The 23,603-nt window shown below is 73.6% G+C and carries 17 protein-coding genes and 1 pseudogene; 13 read left to right on the top strand and 5 right to left on the bottom strand.

The features are described from left to right. Positions 1-101: 101 nt before the first annotated feature. Entirely contained in the window at positions 102-911 is an 810-nt protein-coding gene (locus JOE68_RS05295) for an SGNH/GDSL hydrolase family protein (RefSeq protein ID WP_307819541.1), read from the top strand. Here JOE68_RS05295 and JOE68_RS05290 read toward each other — a convergent pair. The 5 genes from JOE68_RS05290 to JOE68_RS05270 form a co-directional block, all read right to left on the bottom strand. Next, a complete protein-coding gene (locus JOE68_RS05290) occupies positions 904-2,712 on the bottom strand; it encodes a glycosyltransferase family 39 protein (protein WP_204841213.1) in 1,809 nt (602 codons plus the stop codon). The genes JOE68_RS05295 and JOE68_RS05290 overlap by 8 nt on opposite strands. Beyond that, complete coding sequence (locus JOE68_RS05285; RefSeq protein ID WP_204841212.1) at positions 2,709-3,962, bottom strand: bifunctional glycosyltransferase family 2/GtrA family protein; 1,254 nt, start codon at positions 3,960-3,962, stop codon at positions 2,709-2,711. Before JOE68_RS05285 ends, JOE68_RS05290 begins: the two co-directional genes overlap by 4 nt. Further along, the gene (locus JOE68_RS05280) at positions 3,959-5,728 is read right to left on the bottom strand and encodes an ArnT family glycosyltransferase (RefSeq protein WP_204841211.1); all 1,770 of its coding nucleotides are present in this window, start codon (positions 5,726-5,728) and stop codon (positions 3,959-3,961) included. The genes JOE68_RS05285 and JOE68_RS05280 overlap by 4 nt, the downstream gene beginning before the upstream one ends. An 84-nt stretch (positions 5,729-5,812) precedes the next feature. Beyond that, on the bottom strand, positions 5,813-7,252 hold the full coding sequence (locus tag JOE68_RS05275) for a sensor histidine kinase (protein WP_204841210.1): 1,440 nt from the start codon (positions 7,250-7,252) through the stop codon (positions 5,813-5,815). Then, entirely contained in the window at positions 7,230-7,958 is a 729-nt protein-coding gene (locus tag JOE68_RS05270; protein ID WP_204841209.1) for a response regulator transcription factor, read from the bottom strand. Before JOE68_RS05270 ends, JOE68_RS05275 begins: the two co-directional genes overlap by 23 nt. 157 nt (positions 7,959-8,115) lie before the next feature. On the opposite strand from JOE68_RS05270, the gene JOE68_RS05265 reads away from it, so the two are divergent. From JOE68_RS05265 to JOE68_RS05210, 12 genes and pseudogenes are all read left to right on the top strand, one after another. Beyond that, positions 8,116-8,691 (top strand): hypothetical protein, encoded by a 576-nt coding sequence (locus JOE68_RS05265; protein WP_204841208.1) that lies wholly within the window; start codon positions 8,116-8,118, stop codon positions 8,689-8,691. 190 nt (positions 8,692-8,881) lie between these two features. After that, positions 8,882-9,376: pseudogene (gene mug, locus JOE68_RS05260) on the top strand (G/U mismatch-specific DNA glycosylase); the annotation flags it as partial. Between the two features lie 72 nt (positions 9,377-9,448). Further along, positions 9,449-9,673: an RNA-binding S4 domain-containing protein gene (locus JOE68_RS05255; RefSeq protein WP_204845938.1), complete on the top strand. Its 225-nt coding sequence runs from the start codon at positions 9,449-9,451 to the stop codon at positions 9,671-9,673. A 706-nt stretch (positions 9,674-10,379) separates the two neighbouring features. Continuing rightward, a complete protein-coding gene (locus JOE68_RS05250; protein ID WP_204841207.1) occupies positions 10,380-11,861 on the top strand; it encodes a sugar transferase in 1,482 nt (493 codons plus the stop codon). Positions 11,862-11,911: 50 nt separating this feature from the next. Next, positions 11,912-12,973, top strand: a complete 1,062-nt coding sequence (locus JOE68_RS05245; RefSeq protein ID WP_239562139.1) for a Gfo/Idh/MocA family protein — start codon at positions 11,912-11,914, stop codon at positions 12,971-12,973. Further along, a complete protein-coding gene (gene rfbC / locus JOE68_RS05240; RefSeq protein WP_204841206.1) occupies positions 12,970-13,572 on the top strand; it encodes a dTDP-4-dehydrorhamnose 3,5-epimerase in 603 nt (200 codons plus the stop codon). Before JOE68_RS05245 ends, rfbC begins: the two co-directional genes overlap by 4 nt. Continuing rightward, positions 13,569-14,570 (top strand): NAD-dependent epimerase/dehydratase family protein, encoded by a 1,002-nt coding sequence (locus JOE68_RS05235; protein ID WP_204841205.1) that lies wholly within the window; start codon positions 13,569-13,571, stop codon positions 14,568-14,570. The genes rfbC and JOE68_RS05235 overlap by 4 nt, the downstream gene beginning before the upstream one ends. Next, on the top strand, positions 14,567-15,682 hold the full coding sequence (locus JOE68_RS05230) for a DegT/DnrJ/EryC1/StrS family aminotransferase (RefSeq protein ID WP_204841204.1): 1,116 nt from the start codon (positions 14,567-14,569) through the stop codon (positions 15,680-15,682). Before JOE68_RS05235 ends, JOE68_RS05230 begins: the two co-directional genes overlap by 4 nt. A 278-nt stretch (positions 15,683-15,960) precedes the next feature. Continuing rightward, the gene (locus tag JOE68_RS05225; RefSeq protein ID WP_239562138.1) at positions 15,961-20,727 is read left to right on the top strand and encodes a DUF4082 domain-containing protein; all 4,767 of its coding nucleotides are present in this window, start codon (positions 15,961-15,963) and stop codon (positions 20,725-20,727) included. A 43-nt stretch (positions 20,728-20,770) separates the two neighbouring features. Then, positions 20,771-21,424 (top strand): NeuD/PglB/VioB family sugar acetyltransferase, encoded by a 654-nt coding sequence (locus JOE68_RS05220; protein ID WP_204841202.1) that lies wholly within the window; start codon positions 20,771-20,773, stop codon positions 21,422-21,424. Further along, positions 21,424-22,515 (top strand): DegT/DnrJ/EryC1/StrS family aminotransferase, encoded by a 1,092-nt coding sequence (locus JOE68_RS05215; protein WP_204845936.1) that lies wholly within the window; start codon positions 21,424-21,426, stop codon positions 22,513-22,515. Before JOE68_RS05220 ends, JOE68_RS05215 begins: the two co-directional genes overlap by 1 nt. Then, complete coding sequence (locus tag JOE68_RS05210; protein ID WP_204841201.1) at positions 22,512-23,072, top strand: acyltransferase; 561 nt, start codon at positions 22,512-22,514, stop codon at positions 23,070-23,072. The genes JOE68_RS05215 and JOE68_RS05210 overlap by 4 nt, the downstream gene beginning before the upstream one ends. Positions 23,073-23,603 lie beyond the last annotated feature (531 nt).

The following is a 23,603-nucleotide window of genomic DNA, read 5'->3' as shown; positions in this document are numbered from 1 at the left end:
GCCGTTCCCGGGTGGACACGTGGCTGCGCGATCGTCGTCGCGTGGTCGAAGAGGCGTCCGGAGTGGTGCGCGGAGCGGTGCCCGGAGAGGTGCCCGGACAAGTGCGCAGCCTGGTGGTCCTGGGTGATTCGACGACGGTCGGGGTGGGCGACCCGGTCCGCGGCGGGTGGCGGGGCGTCGGCCCGCTGCTGGCGGCGTCCTTCCCGGGTGCGCGCTACCTGAACCCGTCGTTCACCGGCGCGCGGGTGGCGTCGGTCCGGTACGAGCAGCTGCCGGCGGCGCTGCGGGCCCGCCCGGACGCCGCCGTGCTGCTGGTGGGCATGAACGACGCGCTGCGCTCGGACTTCGACCCGGTCCGGCTGCACGAGGACCTGGACGCGGTCGTCGGCGCGCTGGTGGGCGTCGGCGCCTCGGTGGTGACGGTGCGGTTCCACGACCACGGCCGGGTGTTCCGGCTGCCGGGCGCGCTGCGGCGGGCGCTGACGGCGCGGATCGGGGAGCTGAACCGGGTGATCGACGCCGTGGTGCGGCGGCACCGCGTCGGGTGCGTCGACCTGGACCTGATGGAGGGCGCGTACTGCCTGCGGACCTGGGCGGTGGACCGGCTGCACCCGTCGGAGCTGGGGCACCGGAGGCTGGCGCGGGCGTTCGCGGACCGCTTGGCCGAGCAGGGGTGCGCGGTCGTCCGGCCGGTGAGCCTGGAGTGCACCGGCGGCATCCGCGTCACCCCGCTGCACCACGCGGGGTGGCTGGTGTTCAAGGGCGTCCCGTGGCTGTGGCGGCGCGGCCGGGACCTGGTGCCGTACGCGGCGGCCATCCTCTACCGCTCGTGGACCGGTGCTGCCCAGCCGGGCGCGGTGGTCGCGGACGTCCGCGACCACCGCGCCGTCGAGGCCGAACGCGCTAGCTGAGCCGGTAGACGGTCCGGTCGCCGACCGTCGTGGCCGGGTACTCCTCCGCGACCCACGCGGAGATGTCGCTGTCGCCGCCGCCCGGTCCGCCCGCCCGCCCGCCGGACACGAAGTAGCCGATCCGGCCCTCCGCCACGTACCGCTGGAATTCCTCCAGCGTCGGCGCGGGGTCGCCGCCGCTCCACCCGCCGATGCCGATGACGGCCTTGCCGCTGGCCAGCGACAGCTCCGCCGCGGCCTGGGCGCTCACCGTCGCCGCGGCCCACGTGCCGGTGGTGGCCCGGAGCAGGTCGGCCACCTCGTCCGGAGCGCCGTCGCCGGCGCCGGGCGCCCGCACCGCGCCGCCGGCGTCCGAGGTGTACTCGGCCGGGCCGGACATCGGGATGGACCCGGCGTGCGTCGCGCCGGCGGTCGCGACGCCGAACGCGGCCGAGGGCAGCAGGGCGGTGACCGCGGCGACCGCGGCCAGGCGCCGGACGCCCATGACGACGGCCGTGGCGACGGCGACGGTCAGCGCCAGGACCGCCCACCGGATCGCCGGCGCCCAGTCGGGGTACCGGTCGAGCAGGGCGAAACCCCAGAAGCCCGCCGCGGCGACCAGCACCGCCAGCGACGCGCGGACCGGCGGGTGCGCCCGCCCCCGCCACATCTCCCGGCCGGCGATCGCGACGATCGCGGCCACGCCCGGCGCGACGGCCACCGTGTAGTACGGGTGCGTGATGCCGCTCATGAAGCTGAACACGACCCCGTTGACCAGGACCCACGAGCCCCACAGCAGCAGCGCGGCCCGCGTGCGGTCGGTGCGCGGCGCGCGGCGGGTGAACCACAGCCCGGCCACGAGGCCCGCGATCGCCGCGGGCAGCAGCCACGAGACCTCCGCGCCCATGCTCGCCCCGAACAGCCGCCCGATGCCCGCCTCGCCGCCGAAGCCGAGGTTCCCGCCGCCGTCGCCGACCACCACGCCGCCGCGCGAGCCGCCGAAGATCCGGCCGAGCCCGTTGTAGCCCACGGCCAGTTGCCACAGCGAGTCGTTCGACGAGCCGCCGACGTAGGGCCGCGACCCCGCCGGCCACAGCTCGACCAGCGCGATGAACCACCCGGCCGACACGACGACCGCGCCGGCCGCGCCCAGCAGGTGCAGCAGCCGCCTGCCCAGCGCGGTCGGCGCGGCCACCAGGTAGGCCACGGCGAACGCGGGCAGCACCAGGAAGGCTTGCCCCATCTTGGCCAGGAAGGCGAACCCGACCGCGACGCCGGCCAGTGCCAGCCACTTCCACGACGCCTTCTCCAGCGCCCGCACCGTGCAGTAGGCGCCCGCGACCATCAGCAGCACCAGCAGGGCGTCGGGCAGGTTGAACCGGAACACCAGCACCGCCACCGGGGTCAGCGCCAGCGCCGCGCCCGCCAGCAGCCCGGCCACCGGGCCGGAGGTGCGCTTCACGGTGGCGTGCAACAACCACACCGCGAGCACGCCCTCGATCGCCTGCGGCGCCAGGACCGCCCAGCTGGAGAACCCGAGCACCCGGGCGAACAGCCCGCTGACCCACAGCGCGGCGGGCGGTTTGTCGACGGTGATCACGCCGCCCGCGTCCAGGCCGCCGAACAGCCACGCCGTCCAGCTCTGCGCGCCGGCCTGGGTGGCGGCGGCGTAGTAGCTGTTGCCCCAGCCGGAGTCGGTGAGGTTCCACAGGTACAGCGCGGCCGTGCCCGCCAGCAGCGCGACCAGCGCCGGTGACGGTCGGCCGCGCCGGGCGCGCGGCGCGGTGGGTGCGGGCGAGGGCGCCGCGAGGGTGGCGGTCATGAGGTGGGCTCCAGGGGACGGCCGCGGAAGACCCAGTTGCGCAGCAACAGGAACCGCAGGACGGTGGCGAGCAGGTTCGCGCCGACGACGGCGGCCAGTTCGGCGGGGCCGCCGGGCGCGGAGAAGTGGTGCAGCGCGGCGAGCGAGCCGCTGGTGAGCGCCAGGCCCAGGGCGAACACGAGCAGCCCCTCGAACTGGTGGCGGCCCGCGCCGCGCAGGCCGCGCACGCCGAAGGTGAAGCGGCGGTTGGCGGCGGTGTTGGCGACCGCGGTCACCAGCAGCGCCACCAGGTTCGCGCCCTGCGCGCCCAGCCCGCCGCGCAGCAGCACGAACAGCAGCAGGTAGGCGAGCGTGCTGGCGACGCCGACGGCGGCGAACCGGACCAGCTGGCGGAACAGCCCCCTGGGCACACCGGGCTGGTCGGGCTCCAGGGGCCGCCTGCCCAGCTGCGCGCGCAGCTCGGCGATCGGGGTGCGCCCGGTGAGCAGGCCGCGCGCGACCCGCGCCACGCCCCTGAGGTCGGCGACCGCGGTGGCCACGAGGTCGACCCGGCTGTCCGGGTCGTCCACCCAGTCGACGGGGACCTCGTGGATGCGCGCGCCCGCCCGCTCGGCCAGCACCAGCAGCTCGGTGTCGAAGAACCAGCCGGTGTCCTCCACGTGCGGCAGCAGCCGGTGGGCCACGTCCGCGCGGATCGCCTTGAAGCCGCACTGGGCGTCGGAGAACCGGGCGGCCAGCGCGCCGCGCAGGATCAGGTTGTAGCAGCGCGAGATGAATTCCCGCTTCGGCCCGCGCACGACCCGCGCGCCGCGGGCGAGCCGGCTGCCGATGGCCACGTCGGAGTGGCCCGAGATCAGCGGTGCGACCAGCGGTGCGAGCGCGGCCAGGTCCGTGGACAGGTCGACGTCCATGTACGCCAGCACCGCCGCGTCGGAGGACGACCACGCGGCGGCCAGCGCCCGGCCGCGGCCCTTGCGGTCCAGGTGGACCGCGACCACGTCGTCGAACTCGGCCGCCAGCTCCTCGGCGACCGCCAGGGTGCCGTCGGTGCTGGCGTTGTCGGCGATCGTGATGCGGAACCGGTACGGGAAGGTCCGGCTCAGGTCGGCGTGCAGCGCGCGCACGCACGGTGCGAGGTCGCGCTCCTCGTTGTGGACCGGGACCACCACGTCGAGCACGGGGGTCGTCGTGAGCGTCGCGAGTGTCATGCCGCCAGGTTCGGGAGCGTCGCTGGGCGCCCGGTGTGTCATCGCTGTGCCCCCGCTGTGAGGTCGTGGACCGCGACGCCGTCCACCGTGACGGCCTCGAAGGTGTCCTGCACCCACGCCCCGATCCGCTCTGCCGCGTCGCTGCCGGTCTCGGCGGGCATCCCGGCGCCGCCGACGAAGTAGTGGACCTGTCCACTGAGGACGTACTGCTGGAACTGCTCCAGCGTGGGCGCGGGATCGGTGCCGTTGAACCCGCCCACGGCCATCACCGGCACGCCGCTGCCGAGCTGGTGGCCCGCCGCGTTGTTCGACCCGACCGCCGCCGCGGCCCACCGGAAGCGGTCGGCGTCGGAGCGCAGCAGCGCGACCAGTTCGGGTCCGGGCGTCGGCGCGGAGAGCAGGCCGCCGCCGGCGCGCCCGCCACCCGGCCCGACGACCACCACGCCGGCCGTGCCGGCGCCCGGTCCGGCGCTGGGCAGCGCGCCCGAGTGCGGTGTCGCGGCCGTGGCGACGGAGTACGCGCCCGGCCCCAGCAGCGCCGCCACCGCGGCGACCGGCACCACCGCGGCCGGCGGTGCGACCGCCGACAGGAACAGGCCCACCGCGGCCAACAGGCCCAGGACGAGGACCGCGGTGGCCAACCCGGTCGACCAGCCCAGCAGCAGCAGGTGGCACTGGAGGGCGGTGACGGCCGCCGCGCCGGCCAGCGCCGCCGCCGCGACGGGTTCCTGCCGCCTGCGCCACAGCGCGACCGCGCCGATGCCGGTGATCGCGCCGATCGCCGGCGCGAGCGCCACCGTGTAGTAGGAGTGGATGATCCCGTTCATGAAGCTGAACACCACGCCGGTGACCACCAACCACCCGCCCCACAGCACCAGGCCCGCGCGCCGCCGGCGGTCGCCCGCCCAGGCCCCCGCCACCAGCAGCACCAGCGCGGTCGGCAGCAGCCACGCGATCTGGTCGCCCATCTCCGGGCCCAGCAACCGGTTCCAGCCGGTCGTGCCCCAGCCGAGGCCACCGCCGACGCTGCCGACCTCGTCGCCGGTGAGCCGGCCCAGGCCGTTGTAGCCCAGGGCGAGTTCCAGCACGCTGTTGCCCTGCGAGCCGCCGACGTGCGGGCGGGAGGCGGCCGGCGTCAGCTCCACCGCCAGCACCCACCAGCCGCCGGCCACGACCACCGCGCCCAGCGCGATCCCGAGGTGGCCGAGCTTGCGCGCGACCGGCGCGGGCGCGGCCACCAGGTACACCAGGGCGAACGCGGGCAGCACCAGGAACGCCTGGAGCATCTTGGCCAGGAACGCGAACCCGACGGCGACGCCGGCCAGCGCCGGCCACCGCCACGAGGCCCGCTCCGTCGCCCGCACCGCGCAGTACGCGCCCGCCACGAGCAGCAGGACCATCAGCGCGTCCGGGTTGTTGAACCGGAACATCAGCACCGCGACCGGGGTCAGCGCCAGCACCGCGCCGGCGATCAGCCCGGCGGCCTCGCCCGCCGTGCGCTTCACGGTGGCGTGCAGCAGCCCGACGCTCGCCACGCCCATCAGGGCCTGGGGGACCAGGATGCTCCAGGCGTTGACGCCGAACAGCCGGGCGGACAGGCCCATCACCCACGTGGCGGCCGGCGCCTTGTCGACGGTGATCGAGCCGGCCGCGTCCGTGGCGCCGAAGAACCACGCCTTCCAGCTCGTCGCGCCGGCCTGCGCGGCGGCCGAGTAGTAGGCGTTGGCCCATCCGGAGTCGCCCAGGCGCCACAGGTACAGCACCGCCGTCCCGGCCAGCAACAGCAACAGGGGTAGTCGCGCTCGCATGGCCCCGAGCGTGGTGGCGGCGGCTGGGTGGGGCTTGTGCCCTTCCTGTGCGGCGGCTGTGCGGTCGCGGCCGGCGTCGCCGGGTCAGCCGGGCAGCCGCACGGTGAACACCGTGCGGCCCGGCCGGCTGTCGACGGAGACCTCGCCGCCGTGCGCCGCGACGACCGCCGCGACGATGGCCAGGCCGAGCCCGGTGCTGCCGGCGGCCCGCGACCGCGAGGTGTCGCCGCGCGCGAACCGCTCGAACACCTCGGGCTGGAGCCCGGCCGGGATCCCCGGCCCGTCGTCGGCGACGGTCAGCTCCACGCCGCCGCCGGTGGGGCGCAGCGCCGTCGTCACGGTCGTGCCGGGCGGGGTGTGGGTGCGGGCGTTGGACAGCAGGTTGGCCAGCACCTGCTGGAGCTTGTGCCCGTCGCCGCGCACCACGACCGGCTCCGGCGGCAGCTCCAGCCGCCAGTCGTGGTCGGGCCCGGCGATCCGCGCGTCGCTCACCCCGTCCACGACCGCGAGCGACAGGTCGACCGGGTCGCGCGCCGGCGGGCGCCCCGCGTCCAACCGGGCCAGCAGCAGCAGGTCCTCCACCAGCGAGGTCATCCGCACCGCCTCGGACTCCACCCGCCGCAGGGCGTGGCCGACCTGCGGCGGCACCTCGTCGGCGCTCCGGCGGGTCAGCTCGGCGTAACCGCGGATCGCCGCCAGCGGGGTGCGCAGCTCGTGGCTGGCATCGGCGACGAACTGCCGCACGCGGGTCTCGCTGGCGTACCGGGCGTCCAGCGCGCTGCCGACGTGGTCGAGCATCCGGTTGAGCGCCTGCCCGACCTGCCCGACCTCGGTGTCGGGGTCGGTGTCCTGCTCCGGCACCCGCTCGGCCAGGGCCACCTTCCCCTGGTGCAGCGGCAGTTCCGCCACCCGGCCGGCCGTGGCGGCGACGCGCTCCAGCGGTCGCAGCGCCCGGCGGATGATCAGCGCGCCCGCCAGGCTCACCGCGATCAGCCCGGCCAGCGCCACCCCGCCGACGATGAACCCGGTCCGCAGCACGGTGTCGTCGGCCTCGCCCAGCGACAGGCCGGTGACCACCACGGTGCCGCCCGGCACCCGCACGGCGATCACGCGGTAGTCGCCCAGCCCGTCGCTGACGAGCACGGTGCGCGGGCGGCCGTCGGGCGGCACCGACCCGAGCGCCGACAGCTCGCCCACCGGCAGGTCCTCCGGGCCGTCGCCGGTGGACCGCACCCGCGCGCCGTCGATGCCGTCCGGCCGGATGAGCACGACCAGCGTGCCGGCGCCGAACCCCGGCCGGTCGAGCGGGTTGCGCGGCGGCGCGGCGCGCATCGGGGGCACGCTGCGCACCACCTGCTCGGTGGTCTCGACCAGCTGCCGGTCGACCCGGTCGACCAGGAACTCCCGCAGGGCGAACACGCTGACCACGCCGATGGCCGCGCACACCAGCGCGATCAGCACCACCTGCTCGACGATCAGCCGGGTGCGCAGCGACCAGCGCCTAGGGTGCGGGCTTGAGGACATAGCCCGCGCCCCGCATCGTGTGGATCATCGGCGGGTGGCCCGCGTCGATCTTCTTGCGCAGGTAGGAGATGTACAGCTCGACGATGTTCGCCTGGCCGCCGAAGTCGTAGCTCCACACGCGGTCCAGGATCTGCGCCTTGCTCAGCACCCGCCTCGGGTTGCGCATCAGGAACCGCAGCAGCTCGAACTCGGTGGCCGTCAGCTCGACCGACCGCTCGCCGCGGCGCACCTCGCGGGTCTCCTCGTCCAGCACCAGGTCGCCGACGACCAGCTCGGCGCCGGCCGACGCCTCGGTCACCCCGGTGCGCCGCAGCAGCCCGCGCAGCCGCAGCACGACCTCCTCCAGGCTGAACGGCTTGGTCACGTAGTCGTCGCCGCCGGCGGTCAGCCCGGCGATGCGGTCCTCCACGGCGTCCTTGGCCGTCAGGAACAGCACGGGCAGCGCGGGCGCGTCGGCCCGCAGCCGCCGCAGCACCTCCAGCCCGTCGAAGTCGGGCAGCATCACGTCCAGCACCACCGCGTCGGGCCGGAACCCCCGCGCGGCCCGCACGGCCGACGTGCCGTCCAGCGCGGTGCGGACCTCCCACTTCTCCATCCGCAGCGCCATGGACATCAGCTCGGCCAGGGTGGGCTCGTCGTCCACGACGAGGACCCGGACCGGGCTCCCGTCGGGCCGGCGGAGTTCGGAGGAGGTCACCGCGCGCATGGCCCCATTGTGAGGTCCTCCCTTGAGCCCGCCCTGTGCCGATCCTGTGTACCACCTGTGAACGGACCCGGCCGCTCGGGCGGCGGGCGGGTGACGCACAGCGCGTGCCCAACGGTCGCACAGCCCGCGCACAGGGTTCGTGGACACCTTGGTCGCCATGACTACCGAAACCGAGAACCCGACCTGGGGCGAGGCGCCGCCGCCGCAGGCCGCTGCTCCCGGACCGCGCTGGTCCGGCCGCAAGACCATCGCCGCGGTCGCGGTCGCCGTCGGCATCGCCGCCGTGGGCGGAGGGGTCATCTACGCCGCGGGCAACTCCGACGCGGCCCGGATGGGCGTGGACGGCCCGCGCGGGTACGGCCGGGGCGGGCCGGGCATGGCGCTGATCGGCCCCGGCCCGTTCGGCGGCACCGCGCACGGCCGGTTCCAGAACGGCGAGATCACCGAGGTCGGCGACTCCTCCATCACGCTCAAGAGCACCGACGGCTTCACCAGGACCTACACGATCACCGACGACACCGCGGTCAACGGCGGGCAGGGCGTCGACGACCTCGACGAGGGCGACACCGTCATGCTCGTCTCCGACGACGACGGCGCCGCTCGCACCATCGTGGAGGGCGACGTCCGCGCCGGCCGCGGCCAGGACGGCAACCGGCGGCAGCCGCCCGGCGACGGCCAGGGGCAGCCACCCGGCGGGCGCGACGACGACCAGGGGCAGCCACCCACCCGGTAGGGCCGCCGGATGACGACCGGCGCTCCCGCCGGAGCGCCGGTCGCCGCCCGGCCGCGGACCGGCGAGGCGTCCGCGCCCCGGCCGCACGCGTGCGGCGCCGGCGCGCCGGGGTGAATAAGGTCGGGGGTATGACCGGATCACCCGCCCACCGCCGCGCACCGCTCATCGGCGGCGTCCCGGTGGTGGTCGCGTGACCGTCTCCGACGTGATCGGGCCGGACCTGGACGTGCTGTTCTGCGGCATCAACCCGGGGCTGCTCTCCGCGGCCCGGGGGCAGCACTTCGCGCGGCCGGGCAACCGGTTCTGGCCGGCGCTGCACCTGTCCGGCTTCACGCCCCGGCTGCTGCGGCCCGACGAGCAGGACGAACTGCTCGACCACGGCCTGGGCATCACCAACCTGGCCGCCCGCCCCACCGCGCGGGCCGACGAGCTGACGGCGCAGGAGCTGCGCGCGGGCGGCGTCCGCCTGGCGGAGCTGGCGGCGGCCTACCGGCCCCGGGTCGTCGCGGTGGTCGGCATCACCGCCTACCGCACCGCCTTCGACCGCCGCCACGCCCGCGTCGGCCCCCAGCCGGAGCCGATCGCCGGTTCCCGGCTGTGGGTGCTGCCCAACCCCAGCGGGCTCAACGCCCACTACCGGCTGGCGGACCTGGCCGAGGTGTTCGGCGAGCTGCGCTCGGCGGTCGCGCGGGACCGGACCGGGCCGGGGCCGGCCGCGCGGGCGGTCGCGCGCGACGGGGTGCGCGATGATGGTGCGATGCGCATCCGCGAGGTGGAGATCTCCGACGACATGATCAGGCTCGGCCAGTTCCTCAAGCTGGCGGGGCTGGCGGAGAACGGCGCGCACGCCCGGGAGCTGGTGGAGGACGGCGAGGTCACCGTCAACGGCCGGGTCGAGGAGCGCCGGGGCGCGCAGCTGCACGACGGCGACGTGATCGCGGTCGGCGCGGAGAAGGCCCGCCTGGTCGCCCACCGCCCCTGAGGCGGTGGCCCCCGGCGCACCCCGCGGCGTGGGATCCCGGCGGCGTGGCCTCGGTCACGCCGCGTGCGCCGGCGTCGGGCCGCACCGGCGCGGGGCCGGTCCCTCGCGGTGCGCTGCCGGCCCGTCGCGGCCCGCCACCGCGGGCGCCGCCGGCCCGCAGTGAAGTAGGTCACCGATTCCCGCCGGGGCCGCGGTCGCATTTGTGCCGCTGTGACGGGAGGCATCCGGAACGTTGCGCCGAATAGCTGCTCCCCTCCTGTGAATGGGTGACTTCGCGGTGCCACCACCGGGCCTTCCAGGGGTGGCCCCGGGGATTTTTCGGCACCGTTCGGCGTCGGTTCTCCGACGGGTGTAACGCGGGGCGTTCCACATTCGATGGTTCTGCCCGCTCGTGCGCGCCCCGCCCGCGGGCCACTGTGGACCGGTCCGCGGAGGACCGGCCGAGGCCATTTCGCAACCACCGATCCGGTGACCGGTCGTCACGTCGTGGTGCTCGTCAGTGCCCGGTGGAGGGTCCTGCGGAAACCCCTCCGGGGATGCTGTTCACTGTCCGTGTAACGCCTCGGCCCGGCGCGACGAATGACGGTTTGCCGAGGCGGTGAAAACGCCGACCGCACATTTGCCGGAACACACCACGCGCGGGTCCAGTCGGGGATGCCCTGCGATGTTGCACGTCCGAACCGGACCAACCCGGGGGAGCACAGCGATGAGCGAGCAGGTCCAACCCACGCGCCGCAGACCGGTCGCGGGGGTGACCACGCCCAACCGCACCACCCAGCCCACGGTCGGCGGCTGGGAGCCCGCCTACCGGTACGGCGTCATCGCCGCCGACGTCGTCTGCACCGTGCTGGTGGTGGTGCTCGCGGGCGCGGTGCTGTCGGCCAAGCACGTCACGTTCGGCCCGCTGTCGCTGATCGGCCTGGAGACGGTGACGGTCGGCATCGTCCTGGCCTCCCTGTTCCTCAACCGGGTCTGGAACACCGCGGTGCTCGGCCAGGGCGCGGAGGAGTTCCGCCGGCTCGGCCGCGGCCTGTTCGGCTCGGTCGTCGCGCTGGGGCTGGGCGCGCTGGCCGCCGGGATGCCCGGCGCGCGGCTGTGGGTGTTCCTGGTCGGACCGGCGATCGCGCTGGTGGCGTTCCCGGTCCGCTACGCGCTGCGCAGGCCCCTGCACCGGGCGCGCGGCGAGGGCAGGTGCCTGCTGCCGGTGCTCGCCGCGGGCAACGTGGACACCGTCAAGGACCTGATCGGGCGCACCCGCCGCGCGCCGCACCTCGGGTGGCGGGTCGATGCGGTGTGCACCGTGGACGGTCGGGCGCAGGTCGGCGTCGAGCTCGACGGCATCCCCGTGGTGGGCCGCTTCGGCGAGCTGGCCGAGCAGGTGCGCCGGGGCGGCTACCGGATCGTGGCCGTCACGCCGGACGCCTACTGGACGCCCCGGCGGCTGCAGCAGCTGGCCTGGGACCTGGAGGGCACCGGCGCGGAGATGGTCGTCGCGCCCGCCCTGATGGACTTCGCCGGCCCGCGGCTGCACGTGACCGGCGTGCTGGGGATGCCGCTGCTGCGGGTCACCGAACCGTCGTTCACCGGGTTCCGCCGGGTGGTCAAGGCCCTGGTGGACAAGGTCGGGTCGCTGCTGCTGGTCGCCCTGCTGGCGCCGGTGCTGCTCGCGTGCGCGGTGGCGATCCTGGTCGACACCAGGGGGCCGGTGCTCTACAAGCAGCGCCGCGTCGGCAAGGACGGCGTCCCGTTCACCATCCTCAAGTTCCGCACCATGGTGACCAACGCCGACGCGCTGCGGGCGAAGCTGGAGCAGGTGAACGAGGGCGCGGGCGTGCTGTTCAAGATGCGGCGCGACCCGCGGGTGACCGCCGTCGGCCGGGTGCTGCGCCGCTACTCGCTCGACGAGCTGCCCCAGCTGTTCAACGTGCTCGCCGGGTCGATGTCGCTGGTCGGGCCGCGACCGCCGCTGCCGGAGGAGAGCGCGCGGTACGCGCCCGACGTGCGCCGCCGCCTGCTGGTCAAGCCCGGCCTCACCGGCCTGTGGCAGGTCTCCGGGCGCAGCGACCTGTCGTGGGAGGAGTCCGTCCGGCTGGACCTGCGCTACGTCGAGGACTGGTCGCTGGCGCTGGACGCGCTGATCCTCTGGAAGACGATCCGGGCCGTGTTCGGCGGTCAGGGGGCCTACTGATGACCCGCCCAGAACCGTCTCCGCGCGGAGGCGGCGACAAGGAGATGGAGATGGACCAGCCGATCGGCCTCGCCGTCGTCGGCGCCGGGTACTGGGGACCGAACCTGGTCCGCAACGCCCAGGCGACACCCGGCCTGAAGCTGCGCTACCTGTGCGACCTGGACACCGAGCGCGCCCGCCGGGTGCTCGGCGACTACTCGACCGTGCGGGTCTCCGGCTCGCTGGACGACGTGCTCGCCGACCCCGCCGTGGACGCCGTCGCGATCGCCACGCCCGCCGCCACCCACCTGCCGGTCGCCCTGGCCGCGCTGCGCGCCGGCAAGCACGTGCTGGTGGAGAAGCCGCTCGCGGCCGACTACGCCGAGGGCCTGGAGCTGGTGCGGGAGGCGGACGCGCGCGGCCTGGCGCTGATGCTCGACCACACCTTCGTCTACACCCCGACCGTGCAGCACCTGCGGGAGCTGGTGCGCGGCGGCGAGATCGGCACCCTGCAGTACCTGGACTCGGTGCGGGTCAACCTCGGCCTCGTGCAGCCGGACGTGGACGTCCTGTGGGACCTCGCGCCGCACGACCTGTCGATCTTCGACGCGATCCTGCCCGACGGCGTGCGGGTGGCGCGGGTCTCGGCGCACGGCTCGGACCCGATCGGCGCGGGCCGCGCGTGCATCGGCCACCTGGCGCTGGAGCTGTCCGACGGCGTGCTGGCCCACGTGCACGTGAACTGGCTGTCCCCGACCAAGATCCGCACCATGATCGTGGGCGGCTCGCGCCGCACCGTGGTGTGGGACGACCTGAACGTCGTCCAGCGACTCTCGGTGCACGACCGGGGCGCGGACGTCATCGAGGGCGACGAGGAGCGCACGCAGGCGATCATCTCCTACCGCCGCGGCGACACGGTCGCGCCGGCGCTGCCCGAGCGCGAGGCGCTGCGCGGCGTCATGGCGGAGTTCGCGGCGGCCATCACCGAGAAGCGGGCGCCGCTGACCGACGGCTGGTCGGGCCTGCGGGTGTTGTCCATCCTGGAAGCCGCGTCGGCGAGCCTGGCCGCCGGCGGCGAGTACGTGACAGTGCGGGACGTGGGTCCGGCCGAGTTGGAAGAGGCGGTTGCATGACAGGGGTAGCGGCCCCGAAGCAGGGCATGGACATGACGGTCACGCCGACCGAGATCGAGGGCGTGTTCGTCGTCCAGCCGGAGTGGTTCGAGGACGAGCGGGGTTTCTTCTTCGAGTCCTACAGCAAGCGCCGTTGGGAGCAGCACGGCCTCCACCTGGACTTCGTGCAGGACAACCACTCCCGATCCGGCAAGGGGGTGCTGCGCGGCTTCCACTTCCAGAACGGCCTGGCCCCGCAGCACCGCCTGGTCCGCTGCACGGTCGGCGCGATCTGGGACGTGGTGGTCGACCTGCGCGCCGGCTCGCCGACGTTCGGCAGGTGGTTCGGCATCGAGCTGTCCGCGGACAACCGCACCCAGCTGCTGATGGGCCCGGAGTTCGCGCACGGCTTCGCCGTGCTGTCCGACGTGGCCGAGGTGCAGTACAAGACGACCGGCTTCCACAACCCGGCGGCCGAGGGTCTGCTCGCGTGGGACGACCCGGACGTCAACGTGCCGTGGCCGGTGGAGAACCCGATCCTGTCCGCCAAGGACAGCTCGAACCCCAGCCTGACGACCTACCTGGCCAACCCGGCCTTCCACTACGGAGAGACAGCGTGAACCTGCGTGACGCACGTGTCCTGATCACCGGCGGTGCGGGCCTGATCGGCTCGACCATCGCCGACCAGCTGCTCGACGAGGGCGTCGCCGAGATCGTCGTGCTGGACAACCTGGTGCGCGGCCGGCTGGAGAACCTGGCCGGCCCGCTGGCCGCCGGCGCGGTGCGGTTCGTGGAGGGCGACCTGCGCGACGCCGAGACCGTCGAGTCCACCATGGACGGCGTGGACCTGGTGTTCCACCAGGCGGCCATCCGCATCACGCAGTGCGCCGAGGAGCCCCGGCTGGCGCACGACGTGCTGGCCACCGGCACGTTCAACGTGCTGGAGGCCGCGGTGCGGGCGAACGTGACCAAGGTGGTCGCCGCCTCGTCGGCCTCGGTGTACGGCCTGGCCGAGGTGTTCCCGACCGGGGAGGACCACCACGCCTACGCCAACCGCACCCTCTACGGCGCGGCGAAGGTCTACAACGAGGGCCTGCTGCGCAGCTTCAACGAGATGTACGGCCTGGACTACGTGGCCCTGCGCTACTTCAACGTGTACGGCCCGCGCATGGACGTCTTCGGCGTCTACACCGAGGTCCTGGTGCGCTGGATGGAGCGCATCGCCGCCGGCACCCCGCCGCTGATCCTCGGCGACGGCAGCCAGACCATGGACTTCGTCTACATCTCCGACATCGCCCGCGCCAACGTGCTGGCGGCCAAGTCCGACGTCACCGACGAGGTGTTCAACGTGGCCTCGGGCGCGGAGACCAGCCTCGCGCAGCTGGCCGACGCGCTGCTGGAGGTCATGGGGCGCCCGGACCTCAAGCCCGAGCACGGCCCGGAGCGCAAGGTCAACGCGGTGCCCCGCCGGCTGGCGAGCACCGAGGCCGCCCAGGAGAAGCTGGGCTTCGAGGCCCGCGTGTCCCTCCACGAAGGTCTGACCGAACTCGTCGCGTGGTGGCGGGACGAGACGGCCAAGGCCGCCGCCGACCGGAAGCTGCAAGGAGCCGAGGCATGATCCCCATCACCCGCCTGTACGTCGGCCAGGAGGAAGCCGACGCCGCCGCCGAGGCGGTGCTGTCCGGGTGGCTGTCGGTCGGCCCCCGCGCGGCGAAGTTCGAGGAGCTGGTCGCCGAGCAGGTCGGCGCGCGGCACGCGGTGGCGGTCAACAGCGCCACCACCGGCCTGCACCTGGCGCTGGCCGCGCTGGGCGTCGGCGAGGGCGACGAGGTGATCTGCCCCTCGTTCACCTTCATCGCGACGCCGAACGCGATCCGCTACACCGGGGCCACGCCGGTGTTCGCCGAGATCGACGAGCGCACCTACAACATCGACCCGGCGCACGTCGAGCAGCTGATCACGCCGCGCACCAAGGCGATCCTGCCCGCCTCGCAGATCGGCCTGCCCGCCGACCTGCACGCGCTGCGCGAGATCGCCGACCGGCACGGCCTGCGCCTGGTCGAGGACGCCGCGCCCGCCTACGGCGCGACCATCGACGGCGTGCGGCTGGGCACCATCAGCGACGTCACGGTGTTCTCCTTCGACGCGCGCAAGATCCTCACCACCGGCGAGGGCGGCGTGGTCACCACCGACGACGCCGAGCTGGCGGCGCGGATGAGGGCGCTGCGCGCCCACGCGGCCTCGATCTCGACGCTGGCCCGGCACACGTCGACCGCGGTCATCTCGGAGAGCTACGACGAGGTCGGCTTCAACTACAAGATGACCGACGTGGCCGCCGCGGTCGGCATCGTGCAGCTGGGCAAGCTGGACCACGTCATCAAGACCCGCCGCGCCCTGGCCGCCCGCTACGACGAGCTGCTGGCGGGCAACGGGTCGCTGGTCCTGCCGCACGAGCCGGCCGGGTTCGGGCACGTCTACCAGTCGTACCTGGTGCGGTTGAAGGACCACGCCCGCGTCGACGTGATGAACTCCATGGCGCAGCGCGGTGTCGCCACCCGGCGCATCACCGCGTGCCACCTGGAGCCCGTGTACCACGCGGGCGAGGCCACCCCGTCGCTGCCGGTGACGGAGCGGGTGGCCGCCGACCACATCCTGCTGCCCCACTTCGTCGGCCTGACCGACGAGGAGCAGGACGAGGTGGTCGCCGCGCTGAACGCCGCCACCGCCTAGCGGCCGGCGGCGGGGACCCGGGTGGTCGGGGGCACGGCCCGGCCACCCGGGTCCCCGCCGCCGGGGCCCGGCCGGGCCGGACGGCGACCGCTCCGGGTCGTCATCCAATCGAGACCGACGGTGTAGTAACGGTTTCACGTTTCACACCGACGTCCGGAGCAACGAGGTTGCCCTGCGCGCAGTAGCGGCGACCGCACCGCGGAACGTGCGTTCGAGGAGATGAGTGGTCGATGGCGTCGCCGGTTGGACGTCTTGTCAGGGCTTTGTGCGCTGTGCTGATGGTGACCGGCTGCGTCACCCCCCTCGTGCTCCTCACCGCGACGGTCGCGAACGCGGCGCCGTGCGACGCCCCGGTGGTCAACCAGGTGCTGTGCGAGAACAGCAAGCCGGGGACGCCGGACTGGCAGGTCTCGTCGCGCGACGACTCCATCCTGGGCTACACCACCGACATCAGCACCACCCCCGGCGGCCAGGTGGCGTTCAAGATGCTGACCAACGCCTCCGCCTACACCCTCGACATCTTCCGGCTCGGTTGGTACGGCGGCGTCGGCGCGCGGCAGGTCGGCTCGGTGTCCCGCACCACACCGCAGAACCAGCCGCCGTGCCTGCGCGACACGCCCAGCGCGCTCATCGACTGCGGCAACTGGGCGGTGTCGGTCACCTGGGACGTGCCCGCGGACGCCGTCTCGGGCATCTACTACGCCCGCGTGACCCGGCACGACAACGACCTCAAGAACGAGATCGTGTTCGTCGTCCGCGACGACACCAGCAAGTCCAAGATCCTGTTCCAGACCTCGGACTCGACGTGGGTGGCCTACAACCGCTACGGCGGGAACTCGCTGTACTTCGGTGACGGCCCCGGCCAGGGCGGGCAGGCTTACAAGGTCAGCTACAACCGCCCCTACACCGGCGGCGACGGCGACGAGAACTTCATCTTCAACGCCGAGTACCCGATGCTGCGGTTCCTGGAGCGCAACGGCTACGACCTGAGCTACACCACCGACGTCGACAGCGCCCGGCGCGGGCACCTGATCAAGAACCACCAGGTGTTCATGGCCGTCGGCCACGACGAGTACTGGTCGAACGAGCAGCGCGCCAACGTGGAGGCCGCCCGGGAGGCGGGCGTGCACCTGGCGTTCCTGACCGGCAACGAGATCTTCTGGAAGACCCGCTGGGAGAAGAGCATCGACTCCTCGGAAACCGACTGGCGCACGCTCGCCTGCTACAAGGAGACCAAGGGCACCCAGAACGACAACCTGGACGACTGGACCGGCACCTGGCGCGACCCGCGCTACAGCCCGCCGCAGGACGGCGGCCGGCCGGAGAACGCCCTGCTGGGCAACATCTTCACCGTCAACGGCCGCCGCGACGACTCGCTGCAGGTCCCGGCCGCCTACGGCAAGATGCGGCTGTGGCGGCACACCCCGTTGCAGGACATGGCTCCCGGCACCACCTACACGTTCCAGCCCGGCACGCTCGGCTACGAGTGGAACACCGTGGAGGACAACGGGTACCAGCCCGCCGGCGTCGGCCAGTTCTCCCGCACGACGGTCGCCATGCTCGACGGCCCGTACGTGCTGCAGAACCACGGCGACTACTACACGCCCGACACCAAGACCCACGCCATCACCTACTACAAGCACCCCTCCGGGTCGCTGGTGTTCGGCGCGGGCACGGTGCAGTGGGCGTGGGGCCTGGACGACGAGCACGCGTTCCTCACCAACACCCCGACCTCCGACATCCGGATGCAGCAGGCGACGGTGAACCTCCTGGCCGACATGGGCGTCCAGGCCACCACCCTGATGCCCGGCCTGGTGCAGGCGACCGCGTCCACCGACACCACGCCGCCGACCGTGGCCTACACCAACGTCCCGGCGATCTCGAAGGTCGGCCAGCCCTACACGTTCTCCGGCTCGGTGACCGACGCCGGCCAGGTGACCGGGGTCGAGGTCTCCACCGACGGCGGCGTGCGCTGGCACCCGGCGGTGTGGCAGGCGGGGCAGACCGCGTGGAGCTACACCTACACGCCGCCCGCATCCGGCCCCGCGCAGCTGCGGGTGCGCGCGGTCGACGACTCGCTGAACCTGTCCACCCCGGTCACCGCGTCGCCGGGCGTCGCGGCCCGCACCTGCCCGTGCGGGATGTGGACCGACAACGACACCCCGAAGACGCCGGACATGCTCGACGGCTCCGCGCTGGAGCTGGGCGTGAAGTGGCGGGCCAACACCGACGGCTACGTCCGCGGCGTGCGGTTCTACAAGGGCCCCGGCAACACCGGCACGCACACCGGCACCCTGTGGAGCGCCGACGGCCTGCAGCTGGCCACCGGCACGTTCGTCAACGAGACCGCGTCGGGCTGGCAGACCATGCTGTTCCCGGTGCCGGTCGCGGTGTCGGGCAACACCACCTACGTCGTGTCCTACCTGTCGCCGACCGGGCACTTCTCGGTCGACACCGAGTACTTCAGCCGCAGCTCCCGCTACCTGGAGCCGCTGACCGCGCTCCAGACCGGCGTGCACGGGGCCAACGGCGTGTTCCGCTCCGGGCCGGGCTTCCCCGACCGCAGCTCGCAGGACAGCAACTACTGGGTCGACGTGATGTGGGCGCCGGACCCCGGTCCCGACACCCGCGCGCCGGAGCTGGTGGCCACCAACCCGCTGTCCGACGCCGCCAGCGTGGGGCTGAACCCGACGCTGACCGCCACCTACGACGAGGCCCTGAACCCGGGCACCGCGCAGTTCACGCTGACCGGTCCCGGCGGGTCCGTGGCGGGCGCCACCTCGGTGACCGGCAACGGCAAGACCGCGCAGTTCACCCCGGGCTCCGCGCTGTCCCCCGCGACGACGTACACGGCGAGCATCAGGGCCAAGGACGCCGCGGGCAACCAGACCGCGCAGCACAGCTGGACCTTCACCACCGGGGCCGACCGCCCGGCGTCCTGCCCGTGCACGATCTGGGACGACTTCGCCTCGCCGGCCACGCCGAGCGCGGACGACGCCACCCCGGTGGAGGTCGGCACGAAGGTCCGCTTCAACGGCAAGGGCGAGGTGCTCGGCGTCCGGTTCTACAAGGGCGCGGGCAACACCGGGACGCACAAGGGCTCCCTGTGGTCGGCCGGCGGCCTGCTGCTGGGCACCGGCACGTTCAGCGGCGAGTCCGCGAGCGGCTGGCAGACCCTGACCTTCGCCTCCCCGGTGGTCGTCCAGGCCAACACCACCTACGTGGTGTCGTACTACGCGCCCAACGGCCACTACTCCGTGACGCCCGGCTACTTCGACGGCCAGGGCGCGAGCTACGGCGCGATGCGCGCGCTGGCCAACGGCGTCGACGGCCCGAACGGCGTCTACCGCTACGGCGCCGGCGGCGGGTTCCCCACGACGTCGTTCAACGCGGCGAACTACTGGGTCGACGCCGTCTACCGCAACGGGCTCAACGGCGACACCACGCCGCCGACGCTGGAGTCCCGCACGCCGGGGCCGGACGCGACGAACGTCGGGCTGAACTCCTCGCTGTCGCTGGCGTTCTCCGAGCCGATGGACCCGGCCTCCACGCAGGTCTGGCTGTCCGACCCGGGCGGCGCGAAGCTGCGCGGCACGGTGTCGCTCTCCGGCGACCAGAAGACCGTGCTGTGGACGCCGGACGGCCCGCTGAAGCCCAACACCCGCTACACGGCCAGCGCCCTGCTCGCCGACGTCAACGGCAACGCGATGCCCTCGGCGGCCACCTGGTCGTTCACCACGTCCACCACCGCGTCCTGCCCGTGCTCGCTGTTCAGCACGGCGACCACGCCGACGGTGACCTCCGCCGACGACAACGGCGCGTACGAGCTGGGCGTGCGGTTCAGCCCGACGCGGAGCGGTCGGATCACCGGCGTGAAGTTCTACAAGGGCGAGGGCAACACCGGCACGCACACCGGCTCGCTGTGGTCCTCGGCGGGTGTCCGCCTGGCGACCGGGACGTTCACCGGTGAGACGGCGAACGGGTGGCAGACGCTGACGTTCGACACCCCGGTCACGGTGGCGCCCGGCCTGGTGTACACGGCGTCGTACTACACGCCCAACGGGCGCTACGCCATCGACAACGGCTACTTCCAGGCCACCGGGGTGAACGCGCCGCCGCTGACCGCGCCGCAGACCGGTGACGGCAGCCCCAACGGCGTGTTCCAGCCCGGCGGCGGTTTCCCGACGATGTCCCACCAGGGCAACAACTACTGGGTCGACGTCGTCTACACGCCCAACAGCGACACGACCGCGCCGGTCAGCTCCGGCCACACCCCGCTGACCGACGCGGTGGACGTCCCGCTCACCGGCCAGGTGACCGCGAGCTTCGACGAGCCGATCGACCTGACCAACACGCAGTTCTCGGTCAGCGACACCGGCGGCGCGAAGCTCGACGGCGCGCTGACCCGCTCGGCGGACCAGCAGACGGTGATCTGGACGCCGGCCGCCCCGCTGGCGGCGTCGACCAGGTACACGGTGACCGTGCGCGCGGCCGACACCGGCGGCAACATCATGGCGACGCCGCTGACGTGGTCGTTCACCGCGTCCACCAGCCAGACGTGCCCGTGCTCGCTGGTCAGCGCGGCGACGGTGCCCACGGTGCCGTCGGCGGACGACGGCGGCGCGTACGAGCTGGGCGTGCGGTTCACGCCGTCGACCGACGGCCGGATCACCGGCGTGAAGTTCCACAAGGGCAGCGGGAACACCGGCACCCACACCGGCACGATCTGGTCGGCCGACGGCGCGCCGCTCAGGACCGGCACGTTCGGCGGCGAGACGGCGAGCGGCTGGCAGACGCTGACGTTCGACGCGCCGCTCCAGGTGACGGCGGGCACGACGTACGTCGCGTCCTACACCGCGCCTCACGGCCACTACTCGGTGAACCACGGCTACTTCGCGGGCTACACCGCGACTTCGCCGCCGCTGACCGCGCCGGCCACCGCGGAGGGCGCCCCGAACGGCCTGTACCGGGTCGGCAGCGGGTTCCCGACCGACAGCTACCAGGGCAACCACTACTGGGTCGACGTCGTCTTCACGACCGGCTGAACCACCGGCCGGGCACAACCGGCGCGCTTCGAGGGGATGGGCGATGGCACCACGGCCGCTGCTGCTGGTCGGCGGGGGAGGGCTGGCGCGCGAGGTGCTCGCCGCCGTCCGGCTCCTGCCGGCGGAGTGGGAACCCGTGGGGGCGCTGGACGACGACCCGGGCCGGCACGGCGCTGACCTGGACGGCCTGCCCGTGCTGGGCGGGTCGGAGCTGGTGCACGACCGGCCCGACGCGGCCGTGCTGGTGTGCGTCGCCAGCGCGCGCCGGCCGTCGGCCCGGCTGGGCGTGGTGCGGCGGCTGGGGCTGCCGGACGAGCGGTGGGCCACCGTGGCGCACCCGGCGGCCTGCGTGCCGCCAGGGGCCGTCCTGGGGCCGGGAACGGTCCTGCTGGCCGGGGTGGTGGTGACGACGCCGCTGCGCTTGGGGGCGCACGTGGTCGCCATGCCCCACGTGCTGGTGACCCACGACGACGAGGTCGGCGACGGGGTGACCTTCGCCGGCCGCGCGTCGCTGGGCGGCGCGGTCCGGGTCGGCGAGAGCGCCTACCTCGGCCAGGGCTCGGCGGTGCGGGAAGGCGTGTCGATCGGTGCGGGCGCGGTCGTGGGCATGGGCTCGGTGGTGCTCTCGGACGTGCCCGCGGGTGAGGTCTGGGCGGGAGTCCCCGCCCGGCGGCTGCGAGAGGGGAACGGTTCGTGATCGACATCCCGCTGGTGGACCTGCGTGCGCAGCACGAGCAGGTCGCCGACGAGGTAGCCGAGGGCTGGGCGCAGGTGCTCAAGACCACGGCGTTCATCGGTGGCAGGCAGGTGGCCGAGTTCGAGGCCGAGTTCGCCGCCTACCAGGAGGTGCCGCACTGCGTCGGCGTCGGCAACGGCACCGACGCCATCGAGCTGGCGCTGCGGGCGCTGGAGGTCGGGCCCGGCGACGAGTGCGTGCTGCCCGCCAACACGTTCATCGCCACCGCCGAGGCCGTGGCGCGGACCGGCGCGACACCCGTGCTGGTGGACTGCGTCGCCGACACCGGCCTCATCGACGTCGACCAGGTGCCCGGCGCGCTGACCCCGCGCACCAAGGCGATCCTGCCGGTGCACCTGTACGGGCAGGCGGCCCCGGTGGAGCGGTTGCGCGCCTTCGGCGTCCCCGTGGTCGAGGACGCGGCGCAGGCGCAGGGCGCGCGGCGGCACGGCGTGGCCGTCGGCGGTCTCGGCGACATCGCGGCGACCAGCTTCTACCCCGGCAAGAACCTCGGCGCGTACGGCGACGGCGGCGCCGTGCTGACCGTCTCCGACGAGCTGGCGTCGGCGGTGCGGCTGCTGCGGGAGCACGGCTCGCCGCGCAAGTACGAGCACACCGTGCTGGGCTTCAACAGCCGGTTGGACACGTTGCAGGCCGTGGTGCTGTCGGCGAAGCTGCGCCGCCTGGAGGCGTGGAATGAGCGCCGCCGCGCCGCGGCCGAGCGGTACTCGGCGCTGCTGGCTGCGGTGCCCGGGGTGACGCTGCCCGTGGTGCTGGAGGGCAACCTCCCGGTGTGGCACCTGTACGTGGTGCGCGTGCCCGAGCGCGACCGCGTGCTGGCCGCCCTGCACGAGGCCGGTGTCGGCGCGGGCATCCACTACCCGACGCCCGTGCACCTGACCGGCGCGTTCGACTCGCTGGGCCACGCGCCCGGCGACTTCCCGGTCACCGAGGCGATCGCGGGGGAGATCCTGTCGCTGCCGCTGTTCCCGGAGATCACCGCCGGGCAGCAGGAGCGGGTCGTGGCGGCGTTGGCGGAGGCCGTGCGATGAGCGTCTTCGTCCACCCCAAGGGGTTGTGCGAGAGCGACGACGTCGGCGACGGCACGCGGGTGTGGGCTTTCGCCCACGTGCTGCCCGGTGCTCGCGTGGGGCGGGACTGCAACATCTGCGACAACGCTTTCGTCGAGGGCAAAGCGGTGCTGGGCGACCGGGTGACCGTGAAGAACGGCACCCTGGTCTTCGACGGCGTCGTGTGCGAGGACGAGGTCTTCCTCGGCCCCAACGTGCTGTTCACCAACGACCTGCGCCCGCGCGCGGCGATCCGCCGCACCGGGGACGAGCTGCTGTCCACCGTGGTCCGGCGGGGTGCTTCGCTCGGGGCGGGGACGGTCGTGGTGTGCGGGGTGGAGATCGGGGAGCACGCGTTCGCCGCGGCCGGCTCCGTGGTCACCAAGGACGTCCCCGCGCACTCCTTCGTCGCCGGCAACCCCGCTCGGCACAAGGGGTGGGTGTGCTCTTGCGGGCAGCGGCTGGACGCCGAGCTGACGTGCCCGGAGTGCGGGAACCGCTATGCGGAGGGCGACAAGGGCCTGGTGCCGAAGGGCTGAGGGCCAGGCTGGCGCACTTCTCGCGCTTTGCACGCAGCCGTGCCGCACCCTAGTGCGCTTTGCACGAAGCGGTGCTGCACCTCGTGCACACACCAGTCGCTTCGTGTTCTCCTCCCCGTACGGCCTGGGCGCAGCCCGATCATGCCGAGCAGGGGGTGTCAAGCACGCTTCACCGCTTGACACCCCCTGCTCGGCATGATTGCCTCCGGCAGGCCGTGCGGGGAGGAGAACACGACCGCTCTTGCTTTTTCCTCCTCCTTGGGGGCCTCTCGGCCGCTCTTCATACTTGTGTCGCGCACCGATCCGGGTGAGATTTGGTGCTGTACCGATCTCATTGGTGCGGTAGAGCACGAAGCTGAAGGGATTAAAAGAGTCCTCGCCGGACAGGCAGGCCGCCAAGGAGGAGGAAGAGCAAGAGCGGTCGTGTTCTCCCCGCATGGCCTGTCAAAGACGACCATGCTTTCTTGGGGGGTGCAAGCGAAAAGCGTGCTTGCACCCCCCAAGAAAGCATGGTAGCCCTCCGGGCAGGCC

The organism is Saccharothrix algeriensis, from assembly GCF_016907655.1.
Classification (GTDB): Bacteria; Actinomycetota; Actinomycetes; order Mycobacteriales; family Pseudonocardiaceae; genus Actinosynnema; species Actinosynnema algeriense.
The sequence above is the reverse complement of the archived record's forward strand: the minus strand, read 5'-3'. Positions and strand labels throughout refer to the sequence as shown.